Consider the following 23849-nt stretch of genomic DNA (forward strand, 5'->3'; position numbering starts at 1 on the left):
TCTAGCAAGCAGCTTCGAACGACGATTATTGTGGGAAGGGGGAAGCAAAGGGATCGGGAGCTTGAAGGGTTCAGGGGCGATCCACGCGGGCGATTTGCGCGTTAGCGCTTCTGGCTCGACTTCCTGCCCCTCTTTTTGGCGGCCTTTTTTGCCGATTTGGATTTCGCCGTTTTTGAGCGCGAGGCTGAAGCGCGACCGCCTTTCTTGCCGCCCTTGCGCGCCGGCGACTTGTTGACTTTCTTGCCGCGTCCAGATCCGCCGGGTTTTTTGCCGCCGCCGGTCATCTTGTTGACCGTCGCCCAAGCGAGACGTTCGGCCTCGTCTTCGGAGACGCCGCGCCGCTCGTAGCTCTCTTCAATATGCTCGGCTTGGCGTTTCTGTTTGTCGGTGTATTTGGACTTATCCCCTCTTGGCATAAGTGACCCTCCGTGATGTTTGGGTAAAGCGAATGCGCGGAGTATAGCACGAGGCGGGCCTAGAGTGTCTCAACTTTTCCGAAATTTTTCGCGCATGCGTCTTTCGACCGATGGCGGGACCAGACCCTGAGCGGCGCCGCCGAGTTGATAGATCTCCTTGACGAGTCGCGAACTGACATAGGAATAGGCTTCCGCCGCCATCAGGAAGACCGTTTCGATGCGCGGTTCCAAGCGCCGGTTCATCAGGGCCATCTGTAGTTCGTATTCGTAATCGGAGATGGCGCGAATGCCGCGAATGATCGCGTCGGCTTGACGTTCGATGGCGAAACGGACCAGCAACCCTTGAAACGATTCGACGCGCAGGTGACACGCGCCACTGTTTATGTTGGCGAGCGCTTCGGCGAGCATCTCCTGCCGCTCTTCGAGCGAAAAGAGCGGGCGCTTTTCCGGGTTGATGAGGACGGCGATGATGATCTCGTCAAACAGTTTGCAGCTTCGTTCGATGATGTCGATGTGACCGTAAGTCACCGGATCGAATGAACCTGGATAGATGGCGCGTCGCATGGCGTATGCATCTCGCTCGATAGTGCCAAGCCGTAGCGAAAATTAGCATAGCGACGTTGTTTGAGACAACCGTTCGAGGGTTATGGCTTGCCGAAAGTGGGCCATTTCAATTGACGAATCTCCGCATGCGCACGCTGATCGCAAAGCCGATGCCGATGAAGGTGGCGAGCACGGATGAGACTCCTGCGCTCATCAATGGGAGCGGGACGCCGATGACCGGCAGCAAACCGAGCACCATCCCGATGTTGATGAAGATTTGAAAGGCCAAACCGCCGATAAGGCCCATGATGACGAGCATGCCGGTGCGATCGGGCGCTCGCCGCGCGTTGGAGAAAAGGCGTGAAAGAAGCAGCACGTAAGCGATCAGCAGCGAAATGGAGCCGACGAAGCCGGTCGTCTCGGCGGTCACGGCGAAGATGAAGTCCGTATGAGGCTCGGGCAGAAATTTGAGACGGCTCTGCGAATATTCCGTCTCGCCCCATGTGCCGAAGACCCTCCCGCGCCCGACCGTTAGGATCGATTGCCATGTGTGATAGCCGTAACCGCGACGGTCGGCGTTCTCCGGATCGAGGATGACCTTGATGCGTTCTTGCTGATAGCTTTTGATGAAACCGGTCTTCACGCCGATCGTGTAAGCGGTCGGGACGCTCGCCAGCCCGAGGACCAGCGCGGCGATGACGATCCACAGGCGGATGGCTGAGAGGAAGAGGACGACGGCCAGCAACGGAAAGTAGGTGAGCGCCGAGCCGGCATCGGGTTCGAGCAGGATGAGCCCGACCGGCAAAGCGAGGATGGCGATCCCTATCGCTATCTCTTTCCACGAGAGCGGCCCTTGGCGCGGTTTGCCGAATTGACGGGCGAGCATCAGGATCGTCGGGATTTTGACGAATTCTGAAGGTTGGAATTGACCGACGCCCGGGACGCCTATCCAGCAGCGTTGGCCGTTGATCTTGAGCCCGATCCCCGGGATGAGGACGATGACCAATAGCAGTAGACCGAAGATGTAGAAGGCGGGGGCGTACTGGACCACTTTGCGGTAGTCCGTCAGCGCGACGACGAGCATCGTCACGAGCGCGATCGCTAGCCCGATCAACTGCTTTTGCCAATAGTTCGCCGTCGGTTGCGCGTTGTAGATCTGCCAGGTGCCGAACAGCACGATCCCTGTCGCCAAGATGGCGAGCAACCAATCGAAGTCGCGATAGCGGCGTTTCTCAAAGATGGCAGCCATCATCTATTCATCGCCAGTTGTGGTGCGGGCGCGCCGCGCGTCTTCTCGTAGTAAACGTCGTAGATGGCGCGCACCGCCGGAGCCGCGTAACTGGCGCCGAACCCGACGTTTTCGATGAGCGCGAGGGCGGCTATTTCCGGTTTATAGGCTGGCGCATACGAGACGAACCAGGAGTGGTCTTTGTTCTTGCCGACGTCTTTGCCGAGGCTGACGACTTGCGCCGTTCCCGTTTTACCGGCGATGTCGAAGCCCGGCATGCGGATACGAGCCGCCGTGCCCGCATCGTTGACCACGGCCCACATCCCGTCCACGACGAGCTTGTGATGTTCGGGCCGGATCGGGACGATCTTCGGCGCCGGTTGCTCGTAAACCTTTCCCGGGCGAGCGGGGAACGGCCCCATTTCGCGCACGGGTCGGAACTCTTTGAGCAGATGCGGAGTGTAGAGTTTGCCTCCGACGCCGATCGCCGCGATCGCTCGCAGCAGCGCTAGAGGCGTAACGAACTCGTAAACCTGACCGAACGAAGCGTAGACCGTATCGATATCCTTCCACTGCGGATCGCGCGGATTGAATCGCGCTTTGAACTCCGGTGACGGGGTCCAACTGCGCAGCTCGTGCGGAAGATCGACCCCCGTGCGTTTGTTGAGCTCAAGCTCATCGACCATACGCATGATGCCGTCGATGCCCATCTTCAGACCGAGCCGATAGAAATAGCCATCGCACGACTTCATGATCGCTGTCCGCAGATCGGGCATCCCGTGATTCCCCATGCAGCGCGTGAACTTGTTGCCGATCAGGATCCCGCCGCCGCAAAGCAGGCGCGAATGCTCGACGGTGATCGCGCCTTGCTCCAGTCCAGCGATCGCCATCGGGATCTTCCAGGTCGAGCCGGGCGGGTAGCGCCCACGAATGGCGCGGTTGTAGAGCGGATGTTGCGGGTCGCGCAGCAGCGCGGCGTATTCGGCCCGCCCTTCGCGCGTCGTGATTCGCTGCGAGAAGAGGTTCGGATCGAACGTCGGGTAAGAGGCCATCGCGAGGATCTCGCCGTTGTTCGGATCCATGACGATGATGACGCCGCGTTTGGTCGGCATCTTCTTTAATTGCTCTTCCGCCGCGCGTTGCAGGTCAAGATCGATCGTCAAGACCATGTCTTGGCCCGGTTGCGGCGGAACCTCTTCGAGCACCGCTTGGATATGACCGCGGCTATCGACGACGACGCGACGATAACCATCGCGCCCGCGCAGGTACTCATCGTAGACCGCTTCGACGCCCTCCTGCCCGATGATGTCGCCCGGTTTGTAACCCTTCTCCTTGTACTTCGGATCTTCGAGTTGTTTCGGGCTGATCTCGCCGACGTAACCGAGGACGTGCGCGAGCAAGCCGTCGGGCGGATACTGGCGTTGCGGTTGCTGCTCGACGCGCAATTCGGGAAACTCCAGTTTATGCGCTTCGACCCAGGCGATGTCGGCTGGCGTAGCGTTCTCCTTGATGCGCACGGATTCAAAAGCGGGCATGGTGCGCATCTGTTCGAACCTTTCGCGCAAAAATTCGGGATCGAGGTTCAGCCCTTGAGAAAGCGGTTCGACGAGCGCAGAAAGATCCTTCCCCTTCACGTCTTCGCGCGAAAGGATGATGTTGTAGATTGGGCGCGAATCGACGATCACGCGCCCGTATCGGTCCATGATGACGCCGCGCGGGGCCGGAATCGGAAGCAGACGGATGCGCTGATTTTCAGCGCGCTCAGCATAGTAGCTGCCGCGCACTATCTGAAGAAAGTAGAGTCTCCCGGCGAGCACGGCGAGCAGGGCGAAGACGATGATCTGGATTGTGGCGAAGCGCGCGCGCAAGTTTTGCGATTCGTCTTCGAAGAACTTCATAACGCCTCTTCCGTGCCCCCCTTTCAAGGGCGCGAGCGGTCCCGATTCATAGGTGACGATTGGTCAATCGGCGGGCCAGACGCCGCCGAACGGCGAACTGGCGACGCCTTTGGGCCCTCTCACCGAAGTTGTAATCGTAGATCAACATCAGAATCGTACCGCCGATCGTCGTCGCGATCAATTTGAAAGCTAGCGTCTCAGCGAACGGGTAGATCAGCGGTTGGTTGAAAATAGCGTGCAAGAGCGCATAGACGATCGCATCGAGCGCCGTCGCCCCCGCCAGGACGAGGATGCGCATCAAGGGAGTGTTGAGCATAACGCGCGTGCTGAGCGCGGCGATGATGTAAGCGATCAAGGTTCGGCTGAACCCCCCAGCGCCGAGCAGTCCGCCGCTTAGGGCATCGACCGCGAGTCCGATCGCGCCGCCGATCACCACCGCTTGTACGGCGTCGTACTTGAGGGCGTAGTGAACGACGACGATGAGCGGAAGGTCGAGATAGACCGAGGGCGGCCACACTACGCGAAGGGCCGCTTGGATGGCGACGACAAGCGCGATGGCGATGGCCGCTCGTATCTTTATGCTCATTTCGGAAATTTTGTCGCTCTCACTGCTTCTGCTTGTGAAGCAAGTGCCGCTCGTATCTTTATGCTCATTTCGGAAACCCCGGCGCTCACCGCCCCTTCTTCTCCACGTTCGGAAGCGAGCGATCCATCTCCGGACGTTCCGGATGGTAGAGGAGGACGGCGACTTCCTCTAGCGATTCGATCCGCGCGCTCGGTTTCAACAGAATCTCATGGGTCGTCGTCGCCGCTCCGGGTTTGACTTCGACTACTGTCCCGATCTTCAATCCCGGCGGATAGATCCCATCTTGCCCCGTACTGATCACATAGTCGCCGATATTGACCGTCTCTAAGCCGGAAACGTAAAGCATTTTGAGCAGACCGTTATGCTCTTCAGATCCGCGCACGACGCCGATCGCGCTCGATGACCCGAGTTGCCCGACGATGGCTCCGACGCCGCTACGTTCATCGGTGATCAGCATCACTTGGGCCGTCCAAGGGCTTGTCGCGACGACGCGCCCGACGAGCCCGTCGCTCGTCACGACGGGCATCTGAAGCTCAACGCCCGAGGCCCGCCCTCGATTGATGATGATGGTGTCGAACCACGCAGAAGGATCGCGCGCGATGACGCGCGCCGGAACCACCCTGTATTGGCTCTGCTCCTTGAGCTCGAGGAGGCTCTTCAACCGTTCATTCTCGTCGCGCGCGGCGCGCAACTCGCGCAGTTCGGCTTCGGTCGCCGCCAGACTTCGCCGCAGTTGTTCGTTCTCGTAAGCCGCTCGGTGTAAATCGACCACGTAGCGCACGGCAGCGGAAGCGGAACCGAATAAACTGGTCGCCACGCGCTCCACAGGCGCGATGATTGCCTGCGCCCAGACGCGAATCAGACGCTGCTTGGTGACAGGGTCGCGCGCATCGATCGTCATCAAAGCGAAGTTGATGGCGAGCAGAGCGCCGAGCCAAAGCGGGGCGCGTTGTCTGATCTCCCTTTGCGAGAGCATGGCCGTTCGCGCGCGGAGGATGAAGGGAAGTGGGCGCTCTTAACATTGTCAGAGGCATGGGAGAGGCGCGCCGCAAAAACCCTTCATGCTGCCGCTCAATTAAACGCCAGTCGCCAGCGCGTTATCCCACTTGACGCGCTTCAGCAGATTGAAATCCGAAAGCATCTTGCCCGCACCGAGCACGACCGATGAGAGCGGATCTTCGGCGATCGAGACGGGCAAGCCCGTTTCGATCGAGAGACGTTTGTCGAGGTTCTTCAAAAGGGCGCCGCCGCCCGTCAAGACGATCCCCCGCTCGACGATATCCGCCGACAGTTCGGGCGGCGTCCGCTCGAGCGCGACGCGTACGGCGTTGATGATCGTCGAGACTGAATCGGCCAGCGCTTCGCGCACCTCTTCATCGGTGATCGTGATCGTTTTGGGAATGCCTTCGATCAGATTCCGCCCGCGCACTTCCATTGAGAGCGGCTCGTCGAGCGGATAGGCCGAGCCGAGCTCGATCTTGATCGTCTCGGCGGTCCGCTCCCCGATCAAGAGGTTGTATTTGCGCTTGATGTACTGCGTGATGGCTTCGTCCATCTCGTTGCCGGCAACCCGCACGGCGCGCGAGTAAACGACGCCACCCAAGCTGATGACGGCGATATCCGTGGTCCCGCCGCCGATGTCGACGATCATGTTACCGTGCGGTTCGGTGACGGGAAGGCCAGCGCCGATGGCCGCCGCCATCGCCTCTTCGACCAGATAGACTTCGGACGCGCGCGCGCGATAAGCTGAATCTTCCACCGCGCGCCGCTCAACCTGCGTGATCTCGCTCGGAATGCCGATGACGACGCGCGGGCTGACCCACGTCTTGCCGTTGTGGGCTTTGCGGATGAAGTGCTGAAGCATCTTCTCCGTCACCTCGAAGTTGGCGATCACGCCGTCTTTCATCGGACGGATGGCGACGATGTTGCCCGGCGTGCGCCCTAACATCTCTTTCGCCTCTTTGCCCACGGCTTCGACTTCGCCCGTCACCTTGTTGATGGCGACGATCGAGGGTTCAGAGACGACAATCCCGCGCCCCTTGGCATAGACGAGCGTGTTGGCGGTGCCAAGATCGATGGCCAGATCGCTGGAGAATAGACTGAAGATAGACTTGAATGCCATTTACTCTTTTACCATTTTTCACATGATTTAGATGCATTCGAGAAGTGAACCGTTCTCGCCCTCTCTCATGCCCCAGCCCGCTTCTTCTGCGGCGTAGCGAAGCGAGGGTTAACGGGCAAAGATACACGAACTAGCCGCACAACGCTAATCAACCGGGGTGATTTTCGCTGTGGGCGTTGGAAGCGGCTGCGGCGGCGATGCGCACGCAATCTTTCCGTGCCGCTTTCGCTTCATACATAGCAGCATCGGCCCGCGCAAGCAACTGTTGAGGGGACTGGGCGTGTTCCGGAAAAGCCGCGACGCCGAAACTGGCGGTCAATTGAAGGCGCAGTCCGCGCCCACCTGTGAAGCGGTGATTAGCGATGCGCGCCCGCACGCGCTCGGCGACATGTGCGGCGTGTTTGGCATCCGTCTCCGGCAGGATGATGACGAACTCGTCGCCGCCGTAGCGTGCCACGATGTCCGTGTCGCGGACCGAAGAGAGGATGACGGCTGCCATCTCCATTAGCACATGGGAGCCGACTAAGTGGCCATGTTCGTCATTGACGCACTTGAAATCATCGAGGTCGAGGAAGAGGGCGGAGACTGGCGAGCCGTAGCGTCTGGCGCGCTTGATTTCGCTGATGAGGTGTTGGCGGAGGAAACGTGCGTTATGAAGCTTCGTCAAATCATCGGTTTGCGAGAGGCGCTCCGCTTCGGCCAAACGAATCGCCCGGAAGATGGCGGCGGCGATCGGCGGGGCCAGCGCCGTCACTAGCATCTCGTCTGCTGGCGAGAAGGCGTTGCCGCGCTCGGCTTCGATGACGCCCAGAACCTTATCTTCGTGGACCAGCGGCGCGGCGAGCAACGCGCGCCCTTCATCGAGTGCGCTCATGAGTTTGACTTGGGAGGCCGCCGCTTGAGCGAAGGCCGAGACGCTCGCCACAGATGTGGCGTTTGGCGATGAGCTGGATTGGATGTAGGTCAAAAAGGGTTCGAGCGAAGTCGCGATGCCTTCATCCTGAGCGAGATAAAAGGTCAAACGCTCGGCGCCGATGAGCGGAGCGAGTTTACGCAAGGTGATCTCGACGGCGCGACGCTGATCTTCCGTAAAATGGAGCGCTGCGACGAGCGCGAAAGCGGCGCGTAGTGGTTCGGAGGCGAGATCGTCCGGGATTTCGATCTCCGGGAGCGGCCTTCTTTCCGCTTCTTCCTCGGCGGCGATCTCTGCGACGATATCGCGGCCCTCGATCTCGTGAAGGAGGGCTGGTAGCTGAGCCGCCTCATCGGCGACGAGATGGAAGCCTATGCGCTTCAGGGCCGCATGGCTGAGACGGCGCGCCGTTTGCGATTCATCGGGCGAGTGGAGGCGGCAGGCGATGATCGGGACTGAAGGCCACCGCGCTTTGGCCCACTGGACGTTTCGATTGAGCGCGTTCATCCGGTCGCCGGCGATGACTCCGTGGATGATCGCAGATGGGGGCTCGGCAGAGCTCGCTTGATCTTGAACGAAAAGGACTTCGATGCCGGCAGCGCGCAGCGCCTCGGTCAGCTCTCCGACCGCGGGCGCGCTCCTTTCACAGTTAAGAAGGATCACTCGTTTGGTCATGCCTGAAGCCCCCGTCTGCTCGCCTCAACGGCTACGTTCTCCGATGGGAAAGCGGTAGCGCTCGCGATGGCCCTGCGAGTCTTCGGCTTCGACAGAAAGTTCGCGTGTACCTGCCGGGATGGCGACCTGCAACCGAAAGGATCCGTCGCGCGCCGCGAGCGTTTCGCGCCCGGCGATGCGGACAGTATTGCCCGGCTGGGTGCGTCCGCGCACGATGTAGATGTTTCCGGCGACGTATTCGGTCTCAACGTCCCACACGACGAGCCGAGCGCTATCTTGAGCGACGATGATGCTGAACTTCTGAGGTTCGCTCCACTCGCTGACCTGCCCCGAGGGGGCGACGGCGCACACGCGCCAATAGTAGACGCCCGGGCGCAACTCACCGACGTTGAACTCCGTTGAGGTCAATTGATCGCGTTCGATCACCTTGCCGGTGGCGACGAAGAAGGGAGAAGTGGCGACCTCGACGCGGTAGTAGGCCGGCGTGCCCGTGCTCGGACGTTGCCATCGCAAGACGATGGAACTGGAGCTGCCCGCGCGCACGATGATCCGTTCGAGGTCGCGGGGCGCTGTCGGGATCGGGACGTCGAGCAGATGCTCGCGCCGCGCGATGTTGCCCATCTGATTGATCGCCAAATATTCGCCGGCGCGTATGACCGTCTTCTCGCCGCTGCGCGTGGTGGTTTCGATGCTGCCCGTGCTGACGCGAATGTCCTCGGTGTTATCCTCGCGCACGCCGAAACTGGCTCCCGTTTGAGCGGCCAAGCGGCTTTCGGTCAGGCGCGTTTCGATGATGTTGTTGGTCTTATCGGTCTGCTCCTCGGTGCGGACGTTGATCTGGCCGCGTTCGACTGCAACGCGCACGTTGGTCTGTTGCCCGCCATCGATGATCTGATTATCGCGTATCGTGACCACGCTGTTGGGGCGGACCAGCAAGGTCGAACCGTCAGCCAAAAGGATGCGCGCTCGTCCATCGGTCTGCGTCTGCACGATGTCGCCCGGGAAAAGCTGCGTGTTAGCGTTGACCTGAACGGTTTCGCGCGTTTGCGCGCGCACGACGCGGACGTCGCCCTCGAAGGAGAGGAAGCGCGCTCCAGTCCTGATGGTCGCTTCATCGTTCTTGAACGGGTTGCCGTGCCGCCAAAAATAGATAAGCGCGCTGCCCAGCGCGATCCCGAGCAGAAGAAGAGTGATGAAGATATAGACGGATCGTTTGGAAAGGACCAACCATTCGATTTCGAAAAGGGATGGCTGCTTGGTACGCATGGCCAAAACATATCAAACCAAGATTGCGGGGCTTCAAGCTGAAAACTCTTTCTGCCGAAGCGCTCTTCGCTTGGGCAGAAAATCGCTGGGTGAGGGGGCAGGCGCAGCCTTCCGAGCGGCACCCACGTGCAAATTATCATAGCCTCATTTCGGCTTCAAGCTCTATGCTCTCTTCGCTGAAATAGGTCCTCTTGCAGGCTGATCGGCATCCATCCGCGCATGGATCGGTGGCGCTCGTCGCCTCGAATCTCGCTCCTTTTTATTCGGCTGCGCATCGCGAACGCTTGACTTCTCATGCCACTTTAATGGATGTTAAGCGCCCAAGCTCTTCTCATTAACTCAAAAGGATCGAAGGCCTTCGCTTTTTGCCGAGGAAGGCGAAAGATGCTTGGCAGGCATTGGCTTTCCCGTAACTGGCTTTCTTAGGAGGAAAGGGGGAATGAAAAGTCGCTTCATTACGTTCCTCGCGCTCTTCTTGTGTTTCGGCGCGGCGAGTCGGGCGCAAGATAAGCCGCAAGCCTTCGTCGGAGCGCAGATCATCCCGATCTCTGGTCCACCGATTCCGAACGGCGTGCTTGTCGTCCATCGCGGCAAGATCGTCGCCGTCGGTCCGGCTTCGCAAGTCGCCATCCCGTCCGATGCGGAGCGGCATGACGTCACGGGCAAAGTCATCATGCCCGGGCTCGTCGATACGCACAGCCACATCGGCGGCGGCGCGGGCGGCGACGCTTCGGCCCCGATGCAGCCCGACGTGCGCATCCTCGATTCGATCAATGTTCGCGACACGTCGCTCAAGCGGGCGCAAGCGGGCGGCATCACCACCGTCAACATCATGCCCGGATCGGGCCACTTGTTGAGCGGCCAGACCGTGTACGTCAAGCTTCGGAACGGCAATACGATCGAGGATCTGCTGATCCGCGACGCGCAGGGCAACTACATGTGGGGCATCAAAATGGCCAACGGGACGAACTCGTTGCGCCCAAACTCGCCCGGTCCCTTCCCGGGCACGCGCGCCAAATCGGCGGCCATCGTCCGCGACATGTTCACCAGAGCGGTCGAGTACCGCGACAAGATACGGCGCGCCGGAGGGGATCGCTCGAAGCTGCCGCCGCGTGATCTGGGGCTTGAAGCCTTAGTTGAAGCGATGGAGGGCAAGAGGATCGTACACTTCCACACGCATCGCCACGATGACATCCTGACGGCGATCCGTTTGTCGAAAGAGTTCGGTTTTCGCGTCGTGCTTCATCACGTCTCCGAAGGCTGGCGTGTGGCGGACGAGATAGCGCGGGCGCGCGTTCCCGCTTCGATCATCGTCATCGACAGTCCCGGCGGAAAGCTCGAAACCGTCAACCTCGTCTTTCAAAATGGAGCGATTTTAGATCGGGCCGGTGTGCCGGTCGCTTTCCACACGGATGACTACATAACGGATTCGCGTCTGTTGCTCCGATCGGCGGCGTTGGCCGTGCGCGCCGGGATGTCGCGTGACAAAGCGCTCGCCGCGCTGACGCTCACTGCGGCGCAGATGCTCGATCTGCAGGATCGCATCGGAAGTTTGGAGCGCGGCAAAGACGCCGATTTCATCATCCTCTCGGGCGACCCGCTGAGCGTTTACACCAAAGTGCTCGAGACCTACGTCGAAGGCATCAAGGTCTTCGACCGCAGCAACCCACAGGATCGCCTCTACGCTGTCGGCGGTTACGGCGCGAGCCGCGATCAGGACGTGCACATCGAATGCTTCGAAGATGGGGAGGGACAAAGATGAAGATGATCGAAAAAGTTTTGCGCGCGCTCACCTTCATCAAGAGGCATGAGAAATCGTCGGGCGCATTGGTCGTCCTACTGTTGGCTTCCGCCGCGGCGCAAGCGCAGATCGCCGTGCGGGGCGAGACAGTTTACACCATGGCGGGCGCACCCATCCGCGATGGCGTCGTGCTCATCCGCGACGGCAAGATCGAACGCGTCGGTCCAGCTTCGCAGGTGGCGATCCCAGTGGGCTACCGGACCTTGACGGCGCGCGTCGTCACGCCTGGACTCATCGACGCGCATTCGACCGTCGGGCTTTCCGGCTACTTGAATCAGCCGCACGATCAGATGCAGCTCGACACCTCGGCCCCGATTCAGCCTGAACTGCGCGCCATCGATGCCTACGACGCGCGCGAGTTTCTGGTCGGGTACTTGCGCTCATTCGGCATCACGACCGTGCACACGGGACATGGCCCCGGCGCGCTCATCTCGGGCCAGACCATGATCGTTAAGACCGTGGGAGACACGATCGATCAAGCGGTGATCGTCCCGGAAGCGATGATCGCTGCGTCGCTCGGTCAGGCCGGACTGGGCCAGGGCGGCAAGTCTCCGGGCACGCGCTCGAAAGAGATCGCCATGTTGCGCGCTGAGTTATTGAAGGCACAAGATTACGTCGCCAAGCAGAAGGCCGCAGGCAACGACCCGTCCAAGGCTCCATCGCGTGACATACGGATGGAAGCGCTCGCGCGCGTCATACGCGGCGAGATCCCATTGCTCGTCAACGTCCACCGCGCGCACGACATCATGTCGGCTTTGCGCGTCGCCAAAGAGTTCGGCATCAAGATCGTGCTCGACGGCGCGGCGGAAGCCTATCTCGTCATGGACCAGATCAAAGCCGCGGGCGTGCCGGTCATCATCCACCCGACGATGTACCGCGCGGCGGGCGACGCCGAAAACTTGAGTATGGAAACGGCAGCGAAACTCCGCCGCGCTGGCATCCCAGTCGCTTTGCAGAGTTGTTATGAATCTTACGTGCCGAAGACGCGCGTCGTGCTCTTTGAAGCCGCCATCGCTGCAGCTAATGGATTATCGTTCGAAGAAGCGTTGGCGACCGTCACGATCGATGCGGCGCGCATTCTCGGCATCGCCAACCGCGTCGGCTCGCTCGAGCCGGGCAAGGATGCGGACGTCGTGCTGTTCGACGGCGACCCGTTCGAGTACACGTCGCACGTCACAGGCGTCATCATCAACGGTCAGGTGGCGAGCGAAGAACGACGCTGAAACGACGGACGAGGGCGCAAGATGAGTGCATCTTCCGCCCGATATAGAAGATCGGCTCATCTTCCGTCCCGTCCACAACCGATGAGGAGATTCGGCAAATGAGATCATGGCGTAATGCTTTAGTCGCACAAATCCTGGTCCTGCTCGCGCTCTTCTCCGTTCATGTCACCGCGCAACAGCAGGCAGCCTCGGCAGCTTCCGAAGTCCGGGCGAGCTACGAAAAGAGCGAGTATCAGATCCCGATGCGCGATGGCGTCAAGCTCTTTACGGTCGTCTACTCGCCGCGCGATAAATCGAAGAAGTACCCGATCCTGCTCAACCGCACGCCGTACGGCGTCGGTCCATACGGCCCCGATGCTTACAAAACTTCGCTCGGGCCATCGCCGCTCTTCATGAAAGAGGGCTACATCTTCGTCTATCAGGACGTGAGAGGGCGATATATGTCCGAAGGCGAGTTCGTCAACATGCGCCCGCACAAAGAGCAAAAAAGCGGTCCAACCGACACGGACGAAAGCACCGATACGTATGACACCATTGACTGGCTCATCAAGAACGTGCCGAACAACAACGGGCGCGTCGGCATGTGGGGCATCTCGTACCCGGGCTTCTACGTGGCGGTCGGGATGATCGATGCGCATCCGGCATTGAAGGCCGCGTCGCCGCAAGCGCCGATCGCCGATTGGTTCATCGGCGACGACTTCCATCACAACGGCGCTTTCTTCCTGCCGCACGCTTTCAACTTCTTGGCGACCTTTGGCCGTCCGCGCCCGCGCCCGACGACCGAGACGCCGCCGCGTTTTCAGCACGGCACGCCCGACGGTTACAAGTTCTTCCTCGAACTGGGCCCGCTACAGAACGCCGACCGCAAATATTTCAAGGGCGATGTCGCCTTCTGGAACGAGATGATGGAGCATCCGAACTACGACGATTTCTGGAAGGCGCGCAACACGCTGCCGCACTTGAAGAACATCCGTCCGGCGGTGATGACCGTCGGCGGCTGGTTCGATGCCGAAGACCTGTACGGCGCGCTTCATACTTATAAAGCGACCGAGAAACAGAGTCCGGACGCTTACAACATCCTCGTCATGGGGCCGTGGTACCACGGCGGATGGGCGCGATCCGATGGTGACTCGCTCGGGGCGATCCAGTTTGGTTCCAAAACGGCGGAGTTTTACCGCAACGAGATCGAACTGCCGTTCTTCAACTGCTTCTTGAAAGACAAGTGCGACCGGAAGCTTCCGGAAGCGTATGTCTTCGAGACCGGCTCGAACCGCTGGCGGACGTACACCGAGTGGCCGCCGCGTGCGGCGCAACCGCGCGCCATATATTTGCGCGAAAATGGAAAACTATCGTTCGATCCGCCGGCCAACGAACGCGATGCGTTCGACGAGTACGTGAGCGATCCCAGCAAGCCCGTCCCGTACATCAACGGCATCGCCATCGGCATGACGCGCGAGTACATGGTCGAAGATCAACGCTTCGCCGCGCGTCGTCCCGACGTCCTCGTCTATCAAACGGAACCGCTCGCGCAAGACTTGACGGCGGCTGGACCGGTCAAGGTGACGCTCTACGTCTCTTCGACGGGCACGGATGCCGATTACGTCGTCAAGCTGATCGATGTATTTCCGGATGATGCGCCCGACCCGGAGCCGAATCCGACCGGCGTGCGCATGGGCGGTTACCAGATGCTCGTGCGCGGCGAACCCTTCCGCGCGCGTTTCCGCAACAGCTTCGAGCGTCCCGAGCCGTTGCGTCCGGGCGAAGTGACCAAGATCGAGTTCGTCATGCCGGACATCAACCACGCTTTCCTCAAAGGGCATCGCATCATGGTTCAGGTACAGAGCACGTGGTTCCCGCTCGTTGACCGCAATCCGCAAAAGTTCGTCCCGAATATCTATAAAGCCAGCGAGTCGGATTTTCAGAAAGCCATTCAGCGCGTGCATCGTTCGCGCGCACACGCTTCACACATCACCTTGAATGTGATGCCGTGAAATTTCGATCGGTGGTTTGGTCGGGGGCTTCTTCGAGGAAGAGCGATAGGAAGGGATGATTGGAGCACGCTCTCCAACGCCGAGGGCGTCGAACTAATCTACGATCTTACGGAAGGCAATTGCACCAGAGCTGTTGGTTCGAGATCATCTTGGTGCCGCCCCCCTCGGCGTCATCCACCCGTTGATCAACGTGTTCCCCTATAGTTCTACTTTTACGAGAGGCCGCCGTCCATCCCACCCGTATCTATCTTCCCCGGCTTCTCCAGATTCTTCCAGAGCGCCTCATCTAGCTGCTGGGCCTCAACCTGCTGCTGGCGAGTCATGGCCGTGTCTCCTCGGGTTCTTCGAACAGGCGCAGATACGGTTCGAAACGTAATCGTCGGTTGCGGGCATAGCCCGTAATCTCTCTGAGCAATCCGATGTCAACCAAGCGGCGAACAAGGTCGTTGGCAGCAGGCGTTGTGGTGTTCAACCAGTCGCGCACGATATTCACCGTGACGATGGGGTGGTCGAAGAGCTTCTCCATGACGCGATGTCCGTTCGCCGCTGCTCGCCCGGGCTTTTCGGTGATCCTAGCTCGGTACTCTTCGCACATGCGCAGGATCGCTGCTGCTTGCTCGGTTGCCTGCCGGCTCACTTCGGCAACACCGCGGAGGAAAAAGCCCAGCCATCCTTCCCGATCTCCCTCGTCGCGCACAGCCTGAAGCCGGTCGTAGTATTTGGCGCGATGCCGTTTGAAGTAGTACGAAAGGTAGAGGACCGGTCGGGATAGAAGGAGCGTGCAGCGAGTCAAGCCAACGCTCAGCCAACAGACGAAAGGTAGAGGACCGGTCAGGATAGAAGACCCTTTTCTATCAGCAGAAAGGTAACCAGCAACCGCCCGATACCACGGCAGCGTGGCAGACCCAGCTCACGAGGGCTGGGGAAAGGGGACACTAATTCTTGGTTGCTGAACACTTCAACCATTTGCAAAGGCATGTCCAACAAGACGCTCAAGCAGACCGTTCAACCAGCCTGTCTTTACATTAGAGATTTCAGCGTATCGGCCCTTGATGCCGAGGTGGACTGATTCTCTCTTTCCAAGATGCAACTTTGTTGACGAAGAACGCTTTGATTTCAGACCAGCGACTTTCCACCGTTTCTTGCTCCTGCATATTTTCCGCATCATCGAAGTATGTCAAAGCTTTGATTAAGATGCTGGAATTGTAGTTCGGGTATTTCTTTTCGGCCATTTGGATCAAATCATCGATCTCCCAATCGTGTGTTTCCATCAGATACCAAAGATCGTAGAAGTCTTTCTTCTCGCCACGTTGCGCGACTGCCACCGCTTTCATGCAGGCGATGTCTTTGTCGCTCGCCAGTTTGATGCCAACAGATGGCAACGTTTCGGTTTCCGCAAGCAGATCATATGGGTATTCGAAGAAAGAGATCTTTGTTCGTTCAATTCCGATCGTCAGCGTATGAGAAGCTTCATAGATGGTCTCGAAATGTGGACTGATCCGGGCGAGCTCTCCTTTGTAGAAGGATGTGTTAAGCTCCATGCCCGGCAGAAGGAAGAGATCCAGGTCCGTAGAAATGCGGTGCTGATACTTCAGAAGCAATGCTGTTCCACCCGCCAAATAGACCTCAGCGGAAAGGGGGCATGTTCCAAGCAGCGCGAGGATTCTCCGCAAGCGCTCGATTGTACTCTTCATCGGTGACGTCCAACATCAGCTTCCAGAAAGTCCGGTTTGAAGCGACAAACTCGCCGATACGACGCAAATAGATCTCCCGAAGGCGCTCCGTTTCGTATGTCTTCATTATCGTGATGATCTCATCGGTCGTGCCCAGACACATGGCGCGGATGATGAGCGACTCCTCGTCGCGTTTCCCGTCCCACGAATATTTCTCCAGAAATTCTTTCGGAGCAATCATTTTGACGTTCTCCCTAGCCCCCGTTAGCTGTCCCATGACACGAAGCCAGTCGCTTGAAGTTGTAAGTCTGCGCTATATGCGCATGGTTGATTGACAGCAGCCCTGCGGCGAATGCACACCGCAACGATTGCGTCGGTCGGGATGACAAGCCCGCAAAGTACACAACAAAATTGAACCGTTTGATCATCTCAAGCAACCTGTTCGGTTATGGGTGGGTGCTTGATCATCAACGTCAGATTCAGTTATTTCAGCTCAAATTGTAGTACAAATCGTTCAATGCAAAGAGCGCGCTTCCTCCAAGGCAGAAGCTCCCGCGCAAATTATATCGCAAATTATATTAGGCGTCGCGGCTCATGAGATCGCGTTCACTTGGTTCTCGAGCGCGTCGGCGAACCGATCAATTCGGCACATCCTCAACAGCAGGCCAAGCGCGATGGCGAGACAAAGCATCAAGGTGCACCTACGTGGTGCAACGAAGCGACGGCAAAATCCCGGTGAACAAGATCGTCGTCGATGACCCGAGAAGGTAGGCGCGCCTTGTTCACTTTACGCGAAAAGCAAGCAGCTCACCACACAACAGAAATTAAGAGAGGCAGCGATGATGTACGGAGTGGTGCTTCATGAAAGATAAAGGTGCGGTGTTTTCTAATTTCGTCGAAACTGATAAGATACATGAGGCGCTGCAACGAAAGTCCGCGTGCTTTGCTCAAAAGAGCAAGCCCGGACGCGCGCGCCCCCCGGAGAGCGCTGCGCCGCCCCCTGGAACGCGGCGCGCCTTCTGCTGCCGTCAAGCGTTCTTCGGCAGCGAGTCGGCGCCTTTCGGTGTTGACTTCTGCACCGCAGTTTCAAGGCAACTCCGCCTACGTCAACTACCCCACGCCTGAGGGTTGGGGCACCCGGCGCCGCAAAAACCCGTGGGTGAATCGCATTGCCACCGGGACGCTACGCGCGGCGAGCAACAGCTTGGCAGCGGCGTCGAATCCGCCAGAAGGAATTCCCGCGCCTTGCGGCCCTGGGGAGGAAGTCGAAACCATCCTTGTAGCCATGAGCACACGAATAGAACGAAGTCTCTTTCTGACGATAGTTGTCTTAACGCTGTTTTGTTCGTATCCGTTCGCTATGATGTCGCAAAACATCTCGTCTGACCCCGTTGCGGCGAAGCCGCCGGTGGCGAAGAAGATCCCGAAAGTCATTACCGCACACGGCGAAACGTGGACCGATGATTACTTCTGGATGCGCGACAAGAAGAACCCGGAAGTGATCGCCTACCTCGAAGCGGAGAACGCTTACGCCGATGCGGTGATGAACCACACGAAGGCGCTGCAAGAAAAACTCTATCGTGAAATGCTTGCGCGCATCAAAGAGACGGACACCGATCCACCGTACCGCGAGGGAAACTACCTCTACTACACGCGCAGCGAGCAGGGCAAACAGTACAAGATCTACGCGCGGCGGCGCGGCTCGATGGATGCGCCTGAACAGGTCTTGTTAGATCTCAACGAAATGGCCAAGGGCCATCCGTTCATGGCTATCGGCATCTTCGATGTCAGCCGCGACGAAAACCTGCTGCTCTATTCGACCGACACCACGGGCTATCGCGAATACACGCTTTACGTCAAAGATTTGCGCACCGGTCAAAACACGAAGATCGCTGAGCGCGTGAGCAGCGCTGCCTGGGCCAACGACAATCAAACGATCTTCTACGTCGTCGATGATCCGGTCAGCAAGCGGCCCTACAGGTTCTATCGCCACGTGCTTGGAAAATCTGGCGACGAACTTCTTTACGAAGAGAAGGACGAGATGTTCGCCGCGCGCGTCGGTCGCACGCGCAGCCGCGGCTTCATCCTGCTGACGCTGGCGAGCCACACGACTTCGGAAGTGCGTTACGTGCCGGCTGATCGGCCCGCTGAAGTGTTGCGTGTCATCGAGCCACGCGCGCACGGGCACGAATACTACGTGGATCACCGCGGTGATACGTTCTACATTCGCACCAACGACGATGGTGCGCTCAATTTTAAGCTGATGACAGCCCCCGTCACCGATCCGCAACGGAAGAACTGGCGCGAACTTGTGCCGCATCGGCGCGATGTGATGCTCGAAGACGTTGACCTGTTCGCCGACTTTATGGTCCTGTCAGAGCGCGAACAGGGCTTGCCGCGACTGCGCATCACTGACTTCAAAAGCGGTCAAACCCATTACCTGCAATTCCCCGAACCGGTCTATACGGCTTCGCTTGGCGTCAACCGCGTGTTCGACACGCGCACGCTGCGTTACAACTATCAATCGTTCATCACGCCTGTGTCCGTTTACGATTACGACGTTGACAAACGGCAGAGCCAATTGGTCAAGCAGCAGCCCGTGCTCGGCGGCTACGATCCGACGCAGTACCAGTCGGAACGCATCTATGCGACGGCCAAGGATGGGACGCGGATTCCGATTTCGCTCGTCTATCGCAAACCTTTGGTGCGCGATGGCCGCCGCCCGCTGCTGCTGCAAGGCTATGGTTCTTACGGCATTCCATTGAACGTTACGTTCAACTCGAACCGTTTGAGCTTGCTCGATCGCGGCGTCATCTTCGCCATCGCGCACATCCGCGGCGGCGGCGAACTCGGCAAAGCGTGGCACGATGCCGGACGGATGATGCAGAAGAAGAACACGTTCACCGATTTCATCGCTGCGGCGGAGCATCTGATCGCTGAGAAATACACCTCAAAGGATCGTCTGGTCGCGACGGGCGGGAGCGCCGGCGGCCTTTTGATGGGCGCGGTGGTCAACATGCGGCCCGATCTGTTCAAGGCGGTCGTCTCCTATGTTCCGTTCGTCGATGTCATCAATACGATGATGGATGCTTCGCTGCCGTTGACGGCAGGCGAGTGGGAGGAGTGGGGCGATCCCATCAGAAACGCGGAACACTTCCGTTACATGAAATCCTATTCGCCTTACGACAACATAGAGGCGAAAGAGTATCCGGCGATGCTGGTCCGCACGGCGCTCAACGATAGCCAAGTGCTCTTCCACGAGCCGACGAAGTATGTGGCGAAGATGCGCGCGTTGAAGAAGGACAAGAACCCGTTGATCTTGAAGATCAACATGGGCGCCGGACACGGCGGGGCTTCGGGCCGCTACGATGCGTTGCGCGAGACGGCCTTCGATTATGCCTTCATCTTGTGGCAGCTTGGCATTCAGGATTAATCCGAAAGATCATTCAGGATGGTGAAGGTGCGATAGTCTCTGCGCATTGTCCGAATCGTTACATATGCTCTCGCGCTGCGTCGTCCAAACCGAGCGCGCGTAGCAGTTTATCGAAGCGGGGATCGAAGTGAAGCGCGTCGAAGGCCGGGTCCGTGCCAAGGAAAGGCACGCTCGGGTCGTGCGCCCGGTAGGCTTTCTCAAGCCATTCCAATGCCTTCTCCTTCTCTCCGAGGCGCAGGTGTTCCACTGCCAACGTATAGCCAGAGGTGTAACCGGTTGAGGATGATCGCGTCGCTCGCTCCTCTTCATCGATTCGTTTGCGCCAGAGCGCCTCCCACTTCAGAGCATGATGTCGGTTCGCCGATGGATTCGAAGCGGTGCCCGAATTTATCACCATCGCCGTCATAAACTCTTCGGCGGCTTCCGGCAGCATCCCTTTGTGTTCGTAAGCTCTGCCGAGTTCGAAGCGGGCGCGGACGAATTTCGGATCTATCTCTAGCACTTTCCGGCACGCTTCGATTGTTTGATCATAGCGGTGCCAGTAATAAAAGACCTCTCCAATATCGGTATTAATCGCAAGCGATGTCGGATCAAGCTCTTGTGCCGATTCCAATTCAGAGAGGGCCTCATCGAAGCGGCCCATCGCGGCTAAGTATTCACCGTACCAGTGGTGAGCTGCCGCGTAACCGGGTTTAAGATGGATGGCGCGTTGGAACTCCTGTTCGGCGCCGGCCCAGTCCCAATCGAACCGGAATTTGATGTAACCTAAAGAGGCGTGCGCTTCGGCCAGCTGATCATCTATTTCAAGGGCTTTGGTGATGGCGGTTTTAGCTTGCGCGAATGATTCGGCGGGCGGAGCTATCCCGTACAGGCTGAACAGATTGTAACAATCGGCTAGACCGACATAGGCAAGGGCGAAATTGGGATCTACGGTCACCGCTTGTTGGAAATACTCGATCCCACGCTTGATCCCTTCCGTCGTCCTTCGGCTCCAAAAATAGCGCCCCTTCGCGTAGGCCTGGAGCGCCTCGATCTTCTCCGTCGCATGTCGTGTCAGCCTCACTGCGGCTCGATTCCCGATGTTAATCCTCAAGGATTTGAGGACGTGTGCCGAGATCCGGTCTTCCACAGAAAACAGATCAGTGAACCGTTCATCGTAACTGTCCGTCCATAGTGTGCGGCCATCCGCCACTCTGACGAGGCGAATGGTCGCGCGAAGCCTATCGCCGTCCCTTTGGAGCGTCCCTTCCAATATCGCATCGACGCCAAGTTCGCGCCCGATCTTGATCCCATCGAGTCCCTTCGCCGTGTATCCGCTCACGGCGCTTGTCGGGCGCACGGCGATCTGATCTATGGCCCCTAGCCGCGTGATCAACATATCGGCGAGGCCGAGGCTAAGGTACTGATCGTTCTCACTGTTCCCGATGGTCTTAAAGGGCAGGATCGCAATGGCGCGTATGGGCTGATCCGCGCGTGGATCGAGGGGGCGAGCCGAGCGAGTGTACAAAGCGATGAGAAGCGCGCTTGATAGGAGCGCGCAAATCGACAAAAACAGTCGCAAATTCTTTGGTCGCGTAAATGCGGACGGCGAACTTCGGTCGACGTGTTGCGGCGAAAGCATCCCTGCTTCGTTGCTTTCACCAGGCTCGATTAATTTTACTTCATGGACGAAACGGTAGCCCCTTTTGGAGACCGTCTCTATGTAACGCCGCCCGTTTGCGTCGACGCCCAAAATCTTCCTCAGCGCCGAAACGTGTACGGTTAAGTTGCTCTCTTCGACGAACGTATCCGGCCAGACGGTTCTTAACAGTGTGTCCTTATCGACTACGTGACCATGCTTTTCAACGAGCACAAGCAGGAGATCGAAAGCCTTGGGATAAAGGGGAACGATTTGACCGTTTCGCCAAAGGATTCGTTCCTTGGGATCGAGGCGGAAGGAGCCGAACTCGTAGATCAGATCGGGCTTCATCTTTCCGTGCCTGTTCCCTTTGCCTTAGGAACTTTTTAGGAAAATTTTAAGCCTTTTTTCGAGACTCCTTGAGCCGATGGGCGAAATTATAGCCCTCGATCTGACGGTTCACAACTTCGTTGATTGGATCGTGGCTTCCCCTACCTGGGCTATCTTCTCTGCGACTTTGCAGGGTAGACGATCGAGATTGATTCGCGTTCTTTGCGGGCTGATAGAAGTGGAACGGCGCGGACTACCGCGTAGACGATCGAGATTGATTCGCGTTCTTTGCCTCACCGTATGCAAGGACTGGGAGACTTTTCTCGGCATGTTCGATGGGCCGATTACTTTTGAGATCAGCGACCTGAAGGTCACGACGGGCGAGGACGTGGCCTTTAGTCACAGCATCCAGCACTTCGCTGGAAAGTTGAAGAACGGTAGTCCGCTCGACGTTACGGTGCGCGTGACGGACGGTTATCGCAGGGTCGGAGGCAAGTGGCTAATCGCGCACGAGCACGTTTCCGTGCCAGTTGATCTTGAGACTGGAAAGGGCGACTTATCGTCGAAGCCGTAGTTGTCGCCGCGTCGGTCAACTTAGGTTAGCCAAGCTGCCTTTTAACTGCGGAAGCGCGCCTGATCAGTCAATAGCTGGTGAGGTCACAGAAGATCTGTGCGCTATGTCTCCCATGGTGAGTTGCGCTTTCTCAATGTCAATGGAGAGCGAGATGCCAATCTATTCTGTGATTGAACCTGACGAGCAGGGATTCCACTGGGCGATTTCTGAAAAAGGGATTTCGGTATGCGGTTACAACGGGAGCCGCTTGACTGGAAAGACCAGAGAGGAAAGAGAGGAAAGGAGGATCACATGAGACTGAAAATCTGCTCGATCGTTAGCCTTCTCTTCGCTTTGGCCGTCGTGTACGTCATCGGTGCCAAGGTGGAGGCGAACAAGAATGGGTCGTCCTCGGCGCGTTACCAGGGGCAGCACGTATCCGACTTCGACGATCGTGACGATCGGTTTGATGACTTTGAGAGCCGGGTGCGGAAAGGATTTGCCATCGCTCCGGTGCCGCTCAATCTCAAGGGGAAGAACCGCGATCTGGTCGGACTTGGTAGCTATCTGGTCAACGCCGTCGCCGGTTGCAACGATTGCCATACCTGCCCGTCTTATGATCCGAACGATAACCCTTACAGGGGGCAGCCAGGGAAGGTCAATGCGCAGAACTATCTGGCCGGAGGCGTTCCGTTCGGACCCTTTGTCTCGCGCAATATCACGCCTGATGCGAGCGGCAAGCCTGCGGGCATGACCTTTGAAGAATTTCTCCACGTGATGCGCACCGGCGAAGACATCGAACATGAGCATCCGCAGTTCGGCCCATTGTTGCAGGTGATGCCGTGGCCCGTCTATCGGCACATGAACGAACGCGACATTCGGGCCATCTACGAATATTTGCGTGCGATCCCGCATGCGGAGCCGGGAGTTTGCTCCGGCGCCGGTCAGTGAGAGTTGTGACCGATTGGGATGCCTCGCATTTCGCTGCGGCGAACATTATTGATGGAGGTCTCGGTTGATGAGAGGGAGATTGGAACTGATAGCGATCGGTGGAATTGCGTTTCTAGGCTGTACCGTCTCTTGCTCCGACATGTCTTCACCACAAGCGCAAATAGAGCGCTGTCGTTACTTGGTTGAGCGCGTCGCCATGTGCGGCGATTGTCATACGACGATGACGGCGAGCCTGACCGAGCGCATTGGTTGCAAGGCAGCCAACTCGATTTCGTCCCACGCCATCCGATCCCGAATTGGGCCGATGCTGCGCCCGCCATAGCTGGTTTGCCAAGTTACACGGTAGAGCAAGCGGCGACGATTCTGGAGACGGGGATCACCCCGGAGGGCATCATCTCCGCTCGCCGATGCAGCAGTTTCGCATGAGTCACGAGGACGCGATGGCCATCGCTGCCTATCTGAAGTCGCTTGGACAGCAGGACCAGCAGAGGCGATGATGAGGCTGAACGATTAACGGCAGCTTACGGCCCTAATTGGGAACGGCTTCGCGAGCTGAAGTCGCGTTGGGATCCGGACATCTTCTTCCGCATGAATCAAAACATCGAGCCCCAAAAGGCCGTGTAAGAGTT

Annotated in this window: 21 protein-coding genes; 8 read left to right on the plus strand and 13 right to left on the minus strand. The window is 58.4% G+C overall.

The genetic code is table 11. The annotated features are described in order from the left end of the window. Window positions 1–101: 101 nt before the first annotated feature. The 9 genes from PYK22_RS06220 to PYK22_RS06260 all read right to left on the minus strand — a co-directional run bounded on the left by PYK22_RS06220 (window position 102) and on the right by PYK22_RS06260 (window position 9647). A complete protein-coding gene (locus tag PYK22_RS06220) occupies window positions 102–416 on the minus strand; it encodes a hypothetical protein (protein ID WP_041975269.1) in 315 nt (104 codons plus the stop codon). A 69-nt stretch (window positions 417–485) separates the two neighbouring features. Next, a complete protein-coding gene (gene coaD, locus PYK22_RS06225; RefSeq protein ID WP_041975270.1) occupies window positions 486–980 on the minus strand; it encodes a pantetheine-phosphate adenylyltransferase in 495 nt (164 codons plus the stop codon). A gap of 106 nt (window positions 981–1086) precedes the next feature. After that, the gene (locus PYK22_RS06230; RefSeq protein WP_041975271.1) at window positions 1087–2208 is read right to left on the minus strand and encodes an FtsW/RodA/SpoVE family cell cycle protein; all 1122 of its coding nucleotides are present in this window, start codon (window positions 2206–2208) and stop codon (window positions 1087–1089) included. Beyond that, window positions 2208–4085 (minus strand): penicillin-binding protein 2, encoded by a 1878-nt coding sequence (gene mrdA / locus PYK22_RS06235; protein WP_060635398.1) that lies wholly within the window; start codon window positions 4083–4085, stop codon window positions 2208–2210. The genes PYK22_RS06230 and mrdA overlap by 1 nt, the downstream gene beginning before the upstream one ends. A 46-nt stretch (window positions 4086–4131) precedes the next feature. Next, window positions 4132–4671 (minus strand): rod shape-determining protein MreD, encoded by a 540-nt coding sequence (gene mreD, locus PYK22_RS06240; protein WP_041975272.1) that lies wholly within the window; start codon window positions 4669–4671, stop codon window positions 4132–4134. Window positions 4672–4756: 85 nt separating this feature from the next. Then, window positions 4757–5647, minus strand: coding sequence for a rod shape-determining protein MreC (gene mreC, locus PYK22_RS06245; RefSeq protein WP_060635399.1), 891 nt, complete (start codon window positions 5645–5647; stop codon window positions 4757–4759). A gap of 99 nt (window positions 5648–5746) precedes the next feature. After that, window positions 5747–6793, minus strand: coding sequence for a rod shape-determining protein (locus tag PYK22_RS06250; RefSeq protein WP_041975273.1), 1047 nt, complete (start codon window positions 6791–6793; stop codon window positions 5747–5749). Between the two features lie 148 nt (window positions 6794–6941). Beyond that, complete coding sequence (locus PYK22_RS16485; RefSeq protein WP_060635400.1) at window positions 6942–8381, minus strand: GGDEF domain-containing protein; 1440 nt, start codon at window positions 8379–8381, stop codon at window positions 6942–6944. A gap of 24 nt (window positions 8382–8405) precedes the next feature. Continuing rightward, window positions 8406–9647 carry a fibronectin type III domain-containing protein gene (locus tag PYK22_RS06260; RefSeq protein ID WP_041975274.1) on the minus strand — a complete coding sequence of 414 codons (1242 nt, stop codon included), beginning with the start codon at window positions 9645–9647 and terminating at the stop codon, window positions 8406–8408. 439 nt (window positions 9648–10086) lie between these two features. Here PYK22_RS06260 and PYK22_RS06265 point away from each other — a divergent pair, with 439 nt between their 5' ends. The 3 genes from PYK22_RS06265 to PYK22_RS06275 all read left to right on the plus strand — a co-directional run bounded on the left by PYK22_RS06265 (window position 10087) and on the right by PYK22_RS06275 (window position 14662). Then, a complete protein-coding gene (locus PYK22_RS06265) occupies window positions 10087–11409 on the plus strand; it encodes an amidohydrolase family protein (protein ID WP_041975275.1) in 1323 nt (440 codons plus the stop codon). Next, window positions 11406–12671: an amidohydrolase family protein gene (locus PYK22_RS06270; RefSeq protein ID WP_211197628.1), complete on the plus strand. Its 1266-nt coding sequence runs from the start codon at window positions 11406–11408 to the stop codon at window positions 12669–12671. The genes PYK22_RS06265 and PYK22_RS06270 overlap by 4 nt, the downstream gene beginning before the upstream one ends. A 98-nt stretch (window positions 12672–12769) precedes the next feature. Beyond that, window positions 12770–14662 (plus strand): CocE/NonD family hydrolase, encoded by a 1893-nt coding sequence (locus PYK22_RS06275; protein ID WP_041975276.1) that lies wholly within the window; start codon window positions 12770–12772, stop codon window positions 14660–14662. 319 nt (window positions 14663–14981) lie between these two features. On the opposite strand, the gene PYK22_RS06280 is transcribed toward PYK22_RS06275, so the two are convergent. The 3 genes from PYK22_RS06280 to PYK22_RS06290 form a co-directional block, all read right to left on the minus strand. After that, a complete protein-coding gene (locus PYK22_RS06280) occupies window positions 14982–15455 on the minus strand; it encodes a Fic family protein (RefSeq protein ID WP_211197629.1) in 474 nt (157 codons plus the stop codon). A gap of 241 nt (window positions 15456–15696) precedes the next feature. After that, window positions 15697–16281: a nucleotidyl transferase AbiEii/AbiGii toxin family protein gene (locus PYK22_RS06285; RefSeq protein ID WP_162199806.1), complete on the minus strand. Its 585-nt coding sequence runs from the start codon at window positions 16279–16281 to the stop codon at window positions 15697–15699. A gap of 7 nt (window positions 16282–16288) precedes the next feature. Beyond that, window positions 16289–16576 (minus strand): hypothetical protein, encoded by a 288-nt coding sequence (locus PYK22_RS06290; RefSeq protein WP_157770708.1) that lies wholly within the window; start codon window positions 16574–16576, stop codon window positions 16289–16291. Between the two features lie 1119 nt (window positions 16577–17695). On the opposite strand from PYK22_RS06290, the gene PYK22_RS06295 reads away from it, so the two are divergent. Further along, on the plus strand, window positions 17696–19768 hold the full coding sequence (locus PYK22_RS06295; RefSeq protein ID WP_041975635.1) for a S9 family peptidase: 2073 nt from the start codon (window positions 17696–17698) through the stop codon (window positions 19766–19768). A 58-nt stretch (window positions 19769–19826) separates the two neighbouring features. Here the strand turns inward: PYK22_RS06295 and PYK22_RS06300 are convergent, their stop codons facing one another. Further along, complete coding sequence (locus PYK22_RS06300; RefSeq protein WP_041975279.1) at window positions 19827–21737, minus strand: tetratricopeptide repeat protein; 1911 nt, start codon at window positions 21735–21737, stop codon at window positions 19827–19829. Window positions 21738–21990: 253 nt separating this feature from the next. On the opposite strand from PYK22_RS06300, the gene PYK22_RS17505 reads away from it, so the two are divergent. From PYK22_RS17505 to PYK22_RS18305, 4 genes are all read left to right on the plus strand, one after another. Beyond that, entirely contained in the window at window positions 21991–22290 is a 300-nt protein-coding gene (locus PYK22_RS17505) for a YybH family protein (protein ID WP_157770709.1), read from the plus strand. Between the two features lie 291 nt (window positions 22291–22581). Then, window positions 22582–23220, plus strand: coding sequence for a cytochrome C (locus tag PYK22_RS06310; protein WP_157770710.1), 639 nt, complete (start codon window positions 22582–22584; stop codon window positions 23218–23220). A gap of 198 nt (window positions 23221–23418) precedes the next feature. After that, window positions 23419–23646, plus strand: coding sequence for a hypothetical protein (locus PYK22_RS06315; protein ID WP_157770711.1), 228 nt, complete (start codon window positions 23419–23421; stop codon window positions 23644–23646). A 42-nt stretch (window positions 23647–23688) separates the two neighbouring features. Then, complete coding sequence (locus PYK22_RS18305) at window positions 23689–23844, plus strand: BBE domain-containing protein (protein WP_083437653.1); 156 nt, start codon at window positions 23689–23691, stop codon at window positions 23842–23844. The last annotated feature ends 5 nt before the right edge of the window (window positions 23845–23849 follow it).

Source organism: Pyrinomonas methylaliphatogenes (assembly GCF_000820845.2).
Classification (GTDB): Bacteria; Acidobacteriota; Blastocatellia; order Pyrinomonadales; family Pyrinomonadaceae; genus Pyrinomonas; species Pyrinomonas methylaliphatogenes.

Excerpts from the sequence above, each read along its gene's own strand:
- PYK22_RS16485 (WP_060635400.1), bottom strand. The coding sequence starts at position 8,381 with ATGACCAAACGAGTGATCCTTCTTAACTGTGAAAGGAGCGCGCCCGCG.
- PYK22_RS06290 (WP_157770708.1), bottom strand. The coding sequence starts at position 16,576 with ATGATTGCTCCGAAAGAATTTCTGGAGAAATATTCGTGGGACGGGAAA.
- PYK22_RS06310 (WP_157770710.1), top strand. The coding sequence starts at position 22,582 with ATGAGACTGAAAATCTGCTCGATCGTTAGCCTTCTCTTCGCTTTGGCC.
- PYK22_RS06220 (WP_041975269.1), bottom strand. The coding sequence starts at position 416 with ATGCCAAGAGGGGATAAGTCCAAATACACCGACAAACAGAAACGCCAA.
- mrdA (WP_060635398.1), bottom strand. The coding sequence starts at position 4,085 with ATGAAGTTCTTCGAAGACGAATCGCAAAACTTGCGCGCGCGCTTCGCC.
- mreD (WP_041975272.1), bottom strand. The coding sequence starts at position 4,671 with ATGAGCATAAAGATACGAGCGGCCATCGCCATCGCGCTTGTCGTCGCC.
- PYK22_RS06260 (WP_041975274.1), bottom strand. The coding sequence starts at position 9,647 with ATGCGTACCAAGCAGCCATCCCTTTTCGAAATCGAATGGTTGGTCCTT.
- mreC (WP_060635399.1), bottom strand. The coding sequence starts at position 5,647 with ATGCTCTCGCAAAGGGAGATCAGACAACGCGCCCCGCTTTGGCTCGGC.
- PYK22_RS06265 (WP_041975275.1), top strand. The coding sequence starts at position 10,087 with ATGAAAAGTCGCTTCATTACGTTCCTCGCGCTCTTCTTGTGTTTCGGC.
- PYK22_RS06250 (WP_041975273.1), bottom strand. The coding sequence starts at position 6,793 with ATGGCATTCAAGTCTATCTTCAGTCTATTCTCCAGCGATCTGGCCATC.
- PYK22_RS06230 (WP_041975271.1), bottom strand. The coding sequence starts at position 2,208 with ATGGCTGCCATCTTTGAGAAACGCCGCTATCGCGACTTCGATTGGTTG.
- PYK22_RS06275 (WP_041975276.1), top strand. The coding sequence starts at position 12,770 with ATGAGATCATGGCGTAATGCTTTAGTCGCACAAATCCTGGTCCTGCTC.
- PYK22_RS06300 (WP_041975279.1), bottom strand. The coding sequence starts at position 21,737 with ATGAAGCCCGATCTGATCTACGAGTTCGGCTCCTTCCGCCTCGATCCC.
- PYK22_RS06295 (WP_041975635.1), top strand. The coding sequence starts at position 17,696 with ATGATGTCGCAAAACATCTCGTCTGACCCCGTTGCGGCGAAGCCGCCG.
- PYK22_RS06270 (WP_211197628.1), top strand. The coding sequence starts at position 11,406 with ATGAAGATGATCGAAAAAGTTTTGCGCGCGCTCACCTTCATCAAGAGG.
- coaD (WP_041975270.1), bottom strand. The coding sequence starts at position 980 with ATGCGACGCGCCATCTATCCAGGTTCATTCGATCCGGTGACTTACGGT.